Origin of the sequence: Polynucleobacter sp. es-EL-1 (assembly GCF_018687975.1) — a bacterium.
Lineage (GTDB): Bacteria > Pseudomonadota > Gammaproteobacteria > Burkholderiales > Burkholderiaceae > Polynucleobacter.
The window spans coordinates 814102-826702 of sequence record NZ_CP061310.1 but is presented as its reverse complement, the minus strand read 5'-3'; the positions used below and the strand labels follow the sequence as shown (position 1 = coordinate 826702).

Below are 12601 nucleotides of genomic sequence, written 5' to 3'. Positions count from 1 at the left end.
CCTATTTTTACTTCTGATCCAGCTCAAAGGCCTTATGCAAGGCTCGCACAGCCAGCTCCATATATTTCTCATCAATCACTACTGAAATCTTGATTTCGCTAGTAGAGATCATCAAGATATTGATACCCTCTTCTGACAAAGTACGGAACATTTTGCTGGCAACGCCAACGTGCGAACGCATACCAACGCCAACCACGGATACCTTAGAAACCTTAGGATCACCAGAAATTTCTTTTGCTTCAATGTGTGCCTGAACAGTATTCTTGAGAATGTCGAGTGCTTTTTGATAATCGGCACGTGGAACGGTAAAGGTAAAGTCGGTCTTACCTTCAACGGATTGATTCTGAATAATGATGTCGACATCAATATTGGCATCGGCAATTGGGCCCAAAATTTGATAAGCAATACCTGGGCGATCAGGAACTCCAAGAACGGTAATTTTTGCTTCATCACGCGCAAAGGCGATGCCGGAAATAACTGCGGCTTCCATAGTGCTGTCCTCTTCAAATGTAATCAAGGTGCCCGACTTCATCTCTTGGTCTAAGGGCATCAATGGATCTGTCAATGAAGACAGAACCCGGGTTTTAACTTTGTACTTCCCTGCAAACTCCACAGAACGAATTTGCAACACTTTTGAACCCAAGCTAGCCATCTCTAGCATTTCTTCAAAAGTAATTTTGTCTAAGCGGCGCGCATCTTCACAAACGCGTGGATCAGTGGTGTATACACCATCAACGTCTGTGTAGATTAAACACTCATCCGCCTTGAGAGCCGCAGCCATAGCGACTGCTGATGTGTCAGAGCCGCCACGACCTAGGGTCGTAATGTTGCCGTTAGGATCTACCCCCTGAAAGCCAGTAACCACTACAGCACGACCAGCATTAAGATCGGCCAAGATTTTTTGATCATCAATACTCTTAATGCGCGCCTTCGTAAAGGAGGAGTCGGTGTGGACAGTAACCTGCCAGCCGGCATAACTCACTGCATCAATGCCTTCACGCATTAATGCCAATGCTAAAAGACCAGAACTCACTTGCTCACCTGTGGAGGCAATTTGATCGAGTTCACGGGGATTTGCATCGGGATTGATTTCTTTTGCAAGGCCAAGCAAACGATTGGTTTCGCCAGACATCGCTGAGGGTACAACCACCACTTGGTGACCAGCGCGCATCCATTTAGCAACGCGTTTGGCAACATTCGCAATGCGCTCCGTTGAGCCCATTGAGGTGCCACCATATTTATGAACGATAAGAGCCATAAAAGCCGTCTATTTAACTATCTGTGACAAGGAAACAATTTCCTTGAGGGTCTAAAAAGGGCTTATTTTACAGGGTTTTGCACCCATTCTGGCAGGACCCGTTTGCCCGAAGCAACCAAATGCGGATAGCTGAGCCCTACACCAGCCACTGCAACCAACTCATCGTTGATATAGAGCAAAGGTGCATGACGCTCCCAAGGCGGTACATCAGCCTCCTGGAATAGGTTTTTGAGGGTTTTACGAGGAGTATTAGGCCTAATCTGAATCTTTTCCGAGCCCTGACGGACCTTGAAAGTCAGTTGGTTGCTGTCTTGGGCTTGTTTTACCCAAGAAGCGGGCAGGCCTCTTAGCTTGGAATGCGCCGGTAAGGACCTGAGCTCCCAGCGACCGCTTCCCTCATTAACCACTTGGAGATTGTGACGCCAAAGGTAGATCTTTTTCTGATCATGCATCCATTCAAGCTTGGAATCAGCTTTGACTTTACGCAGATCGCGCCACCATGACTCTAATCGCTCTTGTGATGGCATGGCTAAGCCATTAGATTTGAGCCAAAAGCGCATGACATTATTGGCAGCAGGTAAATCCTGTTTTGCTAAGTTAAGTAAAAGGGGTACTTGCAGCTGCGCATCCTGAATGATTTCTTTGCCATCTAAGATAGCAAGACGATCTAATAACTTCTGAGATTGAGCCAATAGCTCAGCACTTCTGGCTAGATTGGCAACTGCCTCTGGCTGAATTTTTTCCAGTCTGGGAATAATCTGCTTACGAATCGCGTTACGCCGATAAGCCACACTTTGATTGCTGGGATCTTCCACCCATTTGAGTTTGTGTTGCTTTGCATAGGCCTCTAAATCTGCCCTGCTGTGACCTAAGAGGGGTCGCCAAAGAGAGATTGAATGGCCGTCAATCGTATTGATACGTTCCGTCGGCATTCCCGATAAACCGGCTACGCCAGAACCACGGAGGAGCTGCAACAAGATCGTTTCTGCTTGATCATTTTGGTGATGGGCAAGCAATAAATCATCAATGGCATGTTCAGCACAGAGCTCTGTCAGCGCTTCATAGCGCCCTGCCCTGGCTCGCGCTTCAATATTGCCCATTGATCGATCATGAAAATGTAATAAACGAAAATCGAAATGGACTTGGTATTTTTTAGCAAGTTTCTCGCAAAACTCAAGCCACTGATCTGCTGGCTTTTGCAAACCATGATGAATATGCAATACCCAAACTTCGGTATTGCATTGAGCATTCTGTTTGACCGATTTGCAAACCGTATCAAGCAACACAACCGAATCTAGGCCACCACTAACGGCAACCCCGATGCGTTGTATTACATTAAGACTTAGGTTCGATTTCCTTGAATTTGCCATAGCTCATTAAGCGCTCATGGCGACGCTCGAGAAGCGCATCCACTTTAATGCCATCAAACGTTTTAAGGGATTCAGCTAGGGCCTTACGCATGTTGATCATCATCGTGTTGTAATCACGGTGTGCGCCACCTACTGGCTCAGCGACGATTTTATCGATGAGGCCTAGGGTTTTTAAACGCTGCGCAGTCAAGCCCAATTGCTCGGCAGCTTCGGGAGCCTTATCGGCAGTCTTCCACAAAATCGAGGCACAACCTTCAGGAGAGATCACCGAATAGGTTGAGTTTTGCAACATCAACACAACATCACCCATAGCAATAGCAAGAGCACCGCCCGAACCACCCTCACCAATAATGGTGGCAATAATAGGCACCTCTAATTCTGCTTGCACATATAGGTTGCGACCAATCGCTTCAGACTGATTGCGCTCTTCAGCATCAATGCCAGGAAAAGCACCTGGTGTATCTACAAAAGTAAATACCGGTAATTTAAATTTCTCAGCAAGACGCATCAAACGCATAGCTTTGCGATAACCCTCGGGACGACTCATGCCAAAGTTTCTGAGAGCGCGCTCTTTGGTGTCACGTCCTTTTTGATGTCCAATCACCATGCACGGTTGACCATCAAAACGGGCTAAACCGCCAATGATGGATTGATCATCTGCAAAACTACGATCGCCATGCAGCTCATGAAAATCTGTAAACAGCGCACCAACATAATCCAAGGTATAAGGTCGTTGTGGATGACGTGCGACTTGGGAAACTTGCCAAGGCGTTAGATTCGCATAAACATCTTTAGTGAGCTGCTGACTTTTTTCGGTGAGCGTTTTAATCTCATCAGAAATATCAACCGATGATTCATCTTGTACGAATTGCAATTCTTCAATCTTTGACTCTAGTTCAGCGATTGATTGCTCAAAATCCAGGAAAGTCGTTTTCATAGGCTGATTTTAATATTCAACGGGCGCGGGGTCGATACTTCTCCACATATACCAGGTGGCAACCGTGCGCCAAGGGGCCCAATTAGCTGCCACTTCGCGGGCTTCATGCCTGCTAACAGGCTCTCCACTGAAGTAATTGAGGGAAATGGCCTTAATTAGCCCTGCATCATCTAAGGGCAGGATATCCGGCCTCACCATATTAAAAATGAGGAACATTTCGGCTGTCCAGCGCCCAATACCCCGAATTGCACACAATTCCTTAATAATGTCTTCATCTTCCATCCCTTGCCACTGATTGGCATGCAAACGACCAGAATCAAAATGCTGGGCTAAATCACGAATGTATTCCACTTTACGGCCCGATAATCCAGCAGTACGCAAGTCCTCAATGGATAAGGCCAATATATTTTGTGGGTTCACCTTTTTTTTGAGGGTCATAAGGACTTTATTCCACACCGACTGTGCTGCAGCAACTGAGATTTGCTGACCAACGATGGCTCTAGCCAAAGTTGTAAAAGGATCACCGCGAGTCATCAAGAAACCAGGCCCATGTTTTGGAATAACCTTTTTAAGAATGCGATCTTGCTTCATTAATTGGGCGCAAGCTTGTTCCCAGTAATCGGGGGCTACAGACTCGATAATTGCTTGCTCTGCTACTTTACTCAAAATAATTCCACTAGTAGGCGCTCTATTGCGCGTTTAATATTAATTTCGGCGCCACTCAGTAATGCCGCCCGGCTTGTCTTCTAACACGACACCCTGCTCAAGTAAGCTTTTACGAATCTGATCTGATAAAGCAAAATCTTTTGCTTGCTTAGCGGTAGCTCGCGCTGCAATCTGTTTTTCAATTTCAGCTACTGACAACTGTTCACCACCTGCATCCGCCGGGGATCCCGCTTGTAAAAAGCTGCTTGGATCACGCTGTAAAAAATTCAATGTCCCGGCCAAGCCCTTCAAGATACTAGCTAACTGGATTTTTTCCTCACCCTGTGCGCGATTGACCTCTGTTGCCAAATCAAATAATGCGGCAATAGCCTCGGGGGTATTGAAATCATCATTCATCGCCTCACCAAAGCGCTTAACCCATGGTGACTCGGCATCAAACGTTGTGTTTGATACCGGGACTGAGGCCAAGGCTGTGTAAAGGCGGGCAAGACCTGAGCGGGACTCTTCTAGCTGGGTATCGCTGTAATTGATGGGGCTACGGTAATGAGCACGCAACATAAAAAAGCGCAGGACCTCTGGATCAAAGCGCTTGAGCACATCGCGTATTAAGAAAAAATTGCCTAGGGATTTAGACATCTTTTCTTCATTAACCCGAATATGCCCGTTATGCATCCAATAGTTCACAAAAGGTTGGTCCTTAGGCTGACGATCTTTGCCATACAAAGCACCTTCGCTTTGCGCAATCTCATTTTCGTGATGCGGAAACTGTAAATCAGCACCGCCACCATGAATATCAAAATGCTCACCCAGTAAATCACATGACATTGCAGAGCACTCAATATGCCAACCAGGACGACCCTCACCCCATGGGGATGCCCAACGAGTATCTGCAGGCTCTTCTGCTTTTGCACTCTTCCACAAAACAAAGTCCAAGGGATCGCGTTTACCACCACCTACTGCAACCCGCTCACCGGCATTGAGCTCATCGAGCGATTTGCCAGAGAGCTGACCATACTCAGGGAACAGACGCACAGCAAAATTGACATCACCATCTTCGCCTTGATAAGCCAATTCTTTTTCAATCAAACGGCCGATCATCCCCTGCATTTGGGAAATGTAATTTGTAGCGCGCGGTTCTTGATCTGGATGCACTAAATCTAAAGCATCAGAGTCTGCATGCATAGCATCAATAAAGCGATTCGTTAAGGCAGCAATAGGTTCAGCATTTTCGATGGCGCGACTAATGATTTTGTCATCAATATCAGTAATATTGCGCACATAGATAACCTCAAATCCACTAGCCCTCAGCCAACGGGCCACCATATCAAACACAATCATCACCCGCGCATGCCCAATATGGCAGAAGTCATAAACAGTCATCCCGCAGACATACATCTTGACTTTGCCTGGAACAATGGGTTTGAAGGCCTGCTTTGAACGAGTAAGAGTGTTATAGATTTGCAGCATAGAGGCTATAAAGGTGGGGTAAGTGGCGCCAATTTGTTAGACTGAGCGCTGAGTATATCGAATGAGTCTGTTTTCCACCCTTCCCCCTATGCCAGCTAAACCATTTGCCCGTCGTTTTGCCTCTTTTTGGGTATTCTGCCCTCTTCTGGCCGCTTTTCTTCTCAATGGGTGCAGTACGCCTGGACAACAGCTAGCTGACGCTGAAATTACAGCCCTCAATGCAGCCAATGTCGAGAAAAATCCCAATGCTCAAGCGCCCTACTTGGGATCTTATGGTCCGAATGACCCGCCAAGACTCTCTAGCAACCTGGGGAGCTATGACCAGTTCAATCCCGAGTTATCCGATTCGGTAGCTGTCCCATTTCTTTCCTTCTTGATTATTGAGCCGGACCCTGTCACCAAAAATGCTATTCCTTCCGATGTAGAGCGCCTGGTCAAAGCTAAAAAATATCCTGAGGCAATACAGTTAATTGATCAACTGCTCAAGAAAACGCCACGCAACGTTCAGCTTCGTTATGTCAAAGCACGCCTACAAATCGAAATGCGGCAATGGGATGCTGCTAAAAAGACCCTTATTGAAATTACCCAGCAGTTTCCAGAATTGCCCGAGCCTTATAACAATTTGGCAGCATTGGCAGCCAACCAAAACAATTGGATAGAAGCGCGGGACTATTTAGAGCTTGCCCTTAAATTGCGTCCGAGCTATGGACTGGCCTCGGCTAACCTTGGCGAAGTCTATGTAAGACTGGGAGCGCAAGCCTATGACAACGCAGCTAAAAATTTACAACTCAATCAACGTCTTTACGCTAATAGAGCAAAGGCTTTATTGGAAATCTTGAAACCCACTAAGAATGTGCGTAGCGGAAATTCAAGCACTAACAAATCCACTCCAACCCCTAACCCATCAGAAAGTAAACCTTAACCATGGCGAAAGTTCTTCTTAAAACTAATAAAGGCGATATCACCCTGACTCTCGATGCTGTCAAAGCACCTAAGAGCGTAGCTAACTTTTTACAGTACGTTAAAAGTGGTCACTACGATGGCACTATTTTCCACCGCGTCATTGATAACTTCATGATTCAAGGTGGCGGCATGACTGCTGGCATGAAACAAAAACCCACTGGCGCTGAAATTGAAAATGAAGCCAACAATGGACTCAAAAATGAGCGCGGTACGGTTGCCATGGCGCGCACTAGCGACCCCCATTCTGCTACCTCCCAATTTTTCATCAACGTCAATGACAATGATTTTCTAAACCATACAGCTCCTAATGCTCAAGGCTGGGGTTATGCAGTATTTGGCAAGGTCACAGATGGTTTAGATGTAGTAGATGCTATTCGTAAAGTAAAAACGGGTAGCGCTGGCTTTCACCAAGATGTTCCTACTGAAGATGTTGTAATCGAAAAGGCATCTGTTTTAGAGGAATGATTCCCCAGTACGAGAGCGCGCTGCTCATATCGGATTTACACCTCACGCCGTCAATGCCCTTGACGGCACAACGATTTTTTGACTTCTGTGAAAAAGAGGCGCCCAAAGTAGATTCCGTATTTATTTTGGGAGATCTCTTTGAATATTGGGTGGGCGATGATGCTGTCTTGCAGTCACCCTTTCATCAAGAGGTCAAGCGCGCCATTGCAACACTCTCTACCAAAATCAAAGTTTATTACCTTCACGGTAACCGAGATTTTTTATTAGGCTCAGACTATTTAAGCAAGTCTGGCATGAGCTTGCTCAGTGATCCATCCAAAATTGAAATTGCGGGCCAAGACTATGTGCTCAGCCATGGGGACTCACTGTGCACTGCCGATGTAGGCTATCAAGTCTACAGAGGATGGGTTCGTAAATCATGGATCCAGAAGCTATTTTTAAAAATGCCACTATCTTGGCGCAAATCGATTGCCCAGCAACTGCGTAGTAATAGCTCTGCCAGCTATCAACGCACTCAGTCTTTAGTAGCCGCTAATCTCCCTGAAAAAGGAGATGTCACTACAGCGGCTTGTGCTGCCATCTTAAGAGATCAAGCAGGAGATCGTTTGATCCATGGTCATACCCATCTGCCCGCCCACCATCAGGAAAGTTTGGGCGAGCAATCCTGGCAGCGTTGGGTCCTCTCTGACTGGGATCTCGATCACCCCGAAAGCATTCGACCAAGAGCAAGCGCACTACTCATCAATCCAGATGGCGTGCGCTATCTGGATCTGATCAAAACCTAATATTTAGCAGGCGGAATATTTAGATAGGCACTGCACCATCTGCGCAAAAATGCGGGGATTAGCACACATCACTTCGCCACTTTGCAGGTAACCCTCTTCACCTCGATAGTTGCCAATCAGACCACCCGCCTCAGTCAGCAATAAAGCGCCTGCAGCCATATCCCAGGGCTTGAGATCGCTCTCAAAGAAACCATCGTAACGCCCTGCTGCAACATAAGCTAAATCTAAGGACGCAGCACCAGGACGACGCAGACCGGCACATTGACGAGACATCTCTGCAAATATCTTGAGGTACTTTTCTAGGTCTTGATCTTCACGATATGGAAAGCCAGTACCCAATAAGGAGTTAGCTAAACGATCTTGTGTTGCAACGCGTAAGCGCCGACGATCAAGGTAAGCGCCAGCTCCACGGGTTGCGGTGAAGAGTTCATCACGTGTAGGGTCATACACTACCGCTTGCTGAGTAACACCATTTACAGCAAGTGCAATGGATACAGCATATTGTGGAAAGCCATGAATAAAATTGGTCGTGCCATCGAGTGGATCAATGATCCATACATTCTCTGCATCGGTATTTTGCGCGCCCGTCTCTTCCGCTAAAAATCCATGGGTCGGATAGGCCTCGCTTAAAGTCTCAATGATGGCTGCTTCAGCCTGTTTGTCCACCTCGGTTACAAAATCATTATGCTGCTTACGGTCAACCTGTAAACGCTCTAAATTGAGTGACGCCCGATTGATCACGGTTCCAGCACGACGGGCAGCCTTTACGGCCACATTTAACATGGGATGCATAGTTTTGATGGACAAATTAAATAAGAACGAGCTCGCCAGATTGCAAACTGCATGACAATAAGGAGCTAATGCTCTGATTCTAAACGATTGTTCCAAAGCCTCCATAAGGTAGACCTATACAAGCTCTATGAATACCACCCCATCCCAGTTATTTCGCTGGATTTTGCTTGAGACTAGCCACCCCGGAAATGTGGGCTCTGCAGCACGGGCCCTAAAAACTATGGGCTTTGATGACTTACGCCTGATCAATCCCAAAATCCCCAATATTGCCCAAGAACCAGAAGCCATTGCCCTAGCCAGTGGCGCTGGCGATATTCTGAAGAGTAGCCAAGAGGTAGATTCTTTGGATAAGGCTGTAGAAGATTGCAGTCTGGTACTGGGTTTAACGAGTCGCGATCGAGAATTTGGCCCTCCAGAGCTGTCATGGCAAGAGGCACGCAAGCTGATTTTGCAGGCAGTTACTGGTCAGCAACAAGTCGCTTTGTTATTTGGTCCTGAGAGGACCGGTCTAGATAATAAACACCTGAGTTTATGCACGCATCGCGTTTGGTTAGACGCCAATCCACTCTATCCCTCACTCAATCTGGCTCAGGCAATCATGGCCTGTGCCTTTACTTTAAGAGAGGCTTTGAACCAAGAATCATCGCCAGCTGAGAAGGACCTTGGCAAAGTTGAAGCTATTGAATACGCTGATCCTGCAGCAGTTGCCGCTATGCTAGACCATTGGAGGCAAGGACTAGAGTCTATTGGCTTTTTAGATCCCGCCAATCCCAAGAAGCTCATGGCCCGACTACAGGCATTATTTGCGAGAGCCCGTCTACATAAAGAAGAGGTAGATCTTCTACGTGGCATCGCCAAGCAGATGTTGCTCAAAAAATAATATTGCGCTTTACCCGTTAAAATCACTACATGTCTAATCCACTTTTCGACCAAGTCGACTCCATCATTGCCCGTGACCCGGCTGCCAGAAATCGCCTTGAGGTGATTACCTGCTACCCTGGCTTGCATGCAGTCTGGCTTCATCGCCTATCCCATGGTTTATGGAATTTGGGCTTGAAGTGGATTGCACGTTTACTTTCGATGGTGTCTCGCTGGATTACCGGCATTGAAATTCATCCGGGTGCCAAGATTGGCAAACGGGTATTTTTAGATCACGGTCTTGGCATTGTGATTGGCGAGACTACTGAAATCGGTGATGATTGCACCATTTACCAGGGCGTTACCCTAGGAGGCACCTCTTTATACAAAGGCGTTAAGCGCCACCCTACTCTTGGTAAAGGGGTTGTGATTAGTGCTGGCGCTAAAGTGCTTGGCGGCTTTACTGTCGGTGATGGCGCGCGCGTGGGGTCTAATGCTGTTGTCCTGAAAGAAATTCCTCCTGGTGCAACAGCAGTTGGTATTCCGGCTCGCATTCTTCATCCCGATCTACCGAAAACCAATCATGCCGATAGCAAGGTTAAAGAATATTTCTCCGCTTATGGCGTGACCCCCAATGTTGATGATCCAGTCTCGATGGCTCTCAAGGGATTAATTGATGCCACCTTGGAGCAAGAAGCAAAGATTGCCGCTTTAGAAAAGACGCTCGCTAAATTGAGTAACTTGCCATCGGATGCCAAGCCTGAAGATACTAGCGACACCAAGCGGGAGCTTGGCGTTCTCAAAGAGTGGCTTAAAGAATAAGAACAGCCTTAATGTAAGGTCGGTGCACTGCCACTAGGTCCCGTGGTACCACCAATGAAATCATCATCACCATCATCTGAGTCATCAGGCATGCCAAATGCAAATGCCTGCGCACCATCAGGATGGCGATTTTCGATCTCTTCATCTGTAGCTACACGTACATCTTCAACCTGAACCCAAAAACGTAAAGCCATACCGGCCAGTGGATGGTTGCCATCTAATACCACTTGGCTATCAGCAACATCGGTAACGGTATAGATCAAAGGCTCATCCTCATCATCTGTTGAGTCAGCATCACCCTCTTCATCAGGAACGCCTTCAAATTGCATGCCAACCTCCAAAGGCTCAGGAAAACGGGCACGAGGCTCAATCTTTAAGAGTTCAGGATCATATTCACCAAAGGCTTCGGCGGGTTCGAGCTGAATGCTAGCCTCATAGCCAATATCTTGGCCATCTAATAGGGTTTCAATCTTTGGAAAAGTGCCCTCATATCCGCCATGCAGGTATACCATCGGGGAATCGGGTTCCTCGATAATATTATTTTGCGCATCGGTTAGCTTATAGCGCAGGGACACAACGGTATTTTTTTCGATCTTCATGCGTAATTCATTCAACTTAGTGTAATAAACAGCTTTTTACTTATATGACAGCATTTTACTTGAGCAAGCCCTACGAGCCACCACAAGCCCCAGAAAACTTGCCTTTAGACCTGCCCTGGGCCCTCTTAGGGGGGATTAGCCCAGAGAAGTTTATGAAGAAATATTGGCATAAGAAGCCTTTATTAGTGCGTGGCGCAATCCCTGCTTTTGAGTTGGCTAAAACAGTGCATGAACCACTTTCTAGCCCAATCTCACCAAAAGAATTATTCAAAATCGCCAGTAAAGACGATGTTGAATCTAGACTGATTAAAGCGCACCCTTGGAGTTTTGAAGAAGGTCCGTTTAGCAAAAAATCGATACCCTCGCTAGAGACAGCAGATTGGACTCTACTAGTTCAAGGGATGGAAGCATGGCACCCTGCCGCTGCAAATGTGCTGTCATGGTTTCGGTTTATTCCAGATGCGCGCTTAGATGACCTCATGATTAGCATTGCGGGGCCTGGGGGTGGCGTGGGGCCACACTTTGACTCCTACGATGTATTCTTAATTCAGATGTCTGGACGGCGTCGCTGGAAGATTTCTGAGCAAACTGATTTGAGCCTAAGCCCAGACCTTCCCTTAAAAATCTTGCAGAACTTTCAACCAGAGCAAGAATGGGATTTAGAGCCAGGCGATATGCTCTACCTCCCTCCCCACATTGCTCATGACGGAATTGCTTTAGATGCCGGCTGCCAAACCTGGTCTGTTGGATTTCGCGCTCAAAGCTATAAGGAATTAATCCAAGAGGGGCTCTGGCGATTGGCCGAATCACTGGAGAATGTTCCTGAGTTGGAAAAACGCTTTGCCGATCCTAGACAAGGGGCTACTACTTCGCCAGAGCAATTGCCGAATGAGCTGAGCAAGCAAATAGCGGTTTTATTACGTAATTTAAAGCTAGATCAAGTGGAAACCTTCATGCCTGGGGTTGCCGAATATCTGAGTGAGCCGAAGCCTCAAGCGATATTTACCCCGCCCAAAGATGCTTTAGATATTGGGCAATTTAAGTCCCTGCTTTCAAAGCAAGCTTTAGTCCCTCACCCACAAACCCGCCTCATCGCTCTGGGTAAAACCATTTTTTGCAATGGTGAGGATATGACCTTAGGGCAAACTCCTTTTAACCAAAAGGCATGGCAGAGCCTTGCAGCCAAAAGATTACTCAAGGGATCAGGTTTTATTGCTAACAACCCAGAAGATAGCCTCTTTGAGGCCTATCTCGCTGGCTGGCTGATTTTTTCACCCAGCACCGAGAGATGGCTATAATTACTAATGGAAAGTACCTAAGGGTTTCCCTGCACTTTTCGAGGTTCAATTACCGGTAACTAATGTCATTTTTTAAGAGGAAATTACAAATGAAGAAGTCACTCGCACTCCTAGCCATGTTGGCAATCGCTTTGGCCGCTTGCGGTAAAAAAGAAGAAGCTAAGCCAGTTGAAGCTCCAGCTGCTCCCGCACCTGCTGCTGCTCCAGCCGCTCCTGCTGCTGATGCTCCTGCTGCACCTGCTGCTGCTCCAGCCGCTCCTGCTGACGCTAAGAAGTAATCTTCTTCTTGAAGTAAAAAAAGCCGCTCTTGAGCGGCTTTTT

14 protein-coding genes are annotated in these 12601 nt (G+C 46.9%); 7 read left to right on the top strand and 7 right to left on the bottom strand.

What is annotated here, in order from left to right; genetic code table 11:
• Positions 1-7: 7 nt before the first annotated feature.
• The 5 genes from FD974_RS04195 to cysS form a co-directional block, all read right to left on the bottom strand.
• Entirely contained in the window at positions 8-1258 is a 1251-nt protein-coding gene (locus tag FD974_RS04195; RefSeq protein ID WP_215366090.1) for an aspartate kinase, read from the bottom strand.
• Positions 1259-1320: 62 nt separating this feature from the next.
• Positions 1321-2628 carry a tRNA lysidine(34) synthetase TilS gene (gene tilS, locus FD974_RS04190; RefSeq protein ID WP_215366086.1) on the bottom strand — a complete coding sequence of 436 codons (1308 nt, stop codon included), beginning with the start codon at positions 2626-2628 and terminating at the stop codon, positions 1321-1323.
• Complete coding sequence (locus FD974_RS04185; protein WP_215366080.1) at positions 2594-3565, bottom strand: acetyl-CoA carboxylase carboxyltransferase subunit alpha; 972 nt, start codon at positions 3563-3565, stop codon at positions 2594-2596. The genes tilS and FD974_RS04185 overlap by 35 nt, the downstream gene beginning before the upstream one ends.
• A gap of 9 nt (positions 3566-3574) precedes the next feature.
• Positions 3575-4231: a DNA-3-methyladenine glycosylase gene (locus FD974_RS04180; RefSeq protein ID WP_251374663.1), complete on the bottom strand. Its 657-nt coding sequence runs from the start codon at positions 4229-4231 to the stop codon at positions 3575-3577.
• A 39-nt stretch (positions 4232-4270) separates the two neighbouring features.
• A complete protein-coding gene (gene cysS / locus FD974_RS04175; protein WP_215366076.1) occupies positions 4271-5698 on the bottom strand; it encodes a cysteine--tRNA ligase in 1428 nt (475 codons plus the stop codon).
• 61 nt (positions 5699-5759) lie between these two features.
• Here cysS and FD974_RS04170 point away from each other — a divergent pair, with 61 nt between their 5' ends.
• Genes FD974_RS04170 through FD974_RS04160 form a run of 3 tightly spaced genes read left to right on the top strand, consistent with a single transcriptional unit; the run spans position 5760 to position 7911 of the window.
• On the top strand, positions 5760-6620 hold the full coding sequence (locus FD974_RS04170; RefSeq protein WP_251374662.1) for a lipopolysaccharide assembly protein LapB: 861 nt from the start codon (positions 5760-5762) through the stop codon (positions 6618-6620).
• A 2-nt stretch (positions 6621-6622) separates the two neighbouring features.
• Positions 6623-7126, top strand: coding sequence for a peptidylprolyl isomerase (locus FD974_RS04165; RefSeq protein WP_215366073.1), 504 nt, complete (start codon positions 6623-6625; stop codon positions 7124-7126).
• The gene (locus FD974_RS04160; RefSeq protein WP_215366070.1) at positions 7123-7911 is read left to right on the top strand and encodes a UDP-2,3-diacylglucosamine diphosphatase; all 789 of its coding nucleotides are present in this window, start codon (positions 7123-7125) and stop codon (positions 7909-7911) included. Before FD974_RS04165 ends, FD974_RS04160 begins: the two co-directional genes overlap by 4 nt.
• Before the next feature lie 3 nt (positions 7912-7914).
• Here FD974_RS04160 and FD974_RS04155 read toward each other — a convergent pair whose 3' ends face one another.
• Positions 7915-8703 carry an inositol monophosphatase family protein gene (locus tag FD974_RS04155; protein ID WP_215366067.1) on the bottom strand — a complete coding sequence of 263 codons (789 nt, stop codon included), beginning with the start codon at positions 8701-8703 and terminating at the stop codon, positions 7915-7917.
• Between the two features lie 127 nt (positions 8704-8830).
• On the opposite strand from FD974_RS04155, the gene FD974_RS04150 reads away from it, so the two are divergent.
• Positions 8831-9583, top strand: a complete 753-nt coding sequence (locus tag FD974_RS04150) for an RNA methyltransferase (RefSeq protein ID WP_215366064.1) — start codon at positions 8831-8833, stop codon at positions 9581-9583.
• A 29-nt stretch (positions 9584-9612) separates the two neighbouring features.
• Positions 9613-10383: a serine O-acetyltransferase gene (cysE, locus tag FD974_RS04145; RefSeq protein WP_215366061.1), complete on the top strand. Its 771-nt coding sequence runs from the start codon at positions 9613-9615 to the stop codon at positions 10381-10383.
• 8 nt (positions 10384-10391) lie between these two features.
• Here the strand turns inward: cysE and FD974_RS04140 are convergent, their stop codons facing one another.
• The gene (locus FD974_RS04140) at positions 10392-10982 is read right to left on the bottom strand and encodes a peptidylprolyl isomerase (protein WP_215366058.1); all 591 of its coding nucleotides are present in this window, start codon (positions 10980-10982) and stop codon (positions 10392-10394) included.
• Between the two features lie 44 nt (positions 10983-11026).
• Between FD974_RS04140 and FD974_RS04135 the strand changes: the two genes are divergently transcribed.
• Together FD974_RS04135 and FD974_RS04130 are read left to right on the top strand one after the other, a co-directional pair.
• Positions 11027-12280, top strand: a complete 1254-nt coding sequence (locus tag FD974_RS04135) for a cupin domain-containing protein (RefSeq protein ID WP_215366056.1) — start codon at positions 11027-11029, stop codon at positions 12278-12280.
• An 89-nt stretch (positions 12281-12369) separates the two neighbouring features.
• Positions 12370-12558, top strand: coding sequence for a hypothetical protein (locus FD974_RS04130; RefSeq protein WP_215366053.1), 189 nt, complete (start codon positions 12370-12372; stop codon positions 12556-12558).
• The last annotated feature ends 43 nt before the right edge of the window (positions 12559-12601 follow it).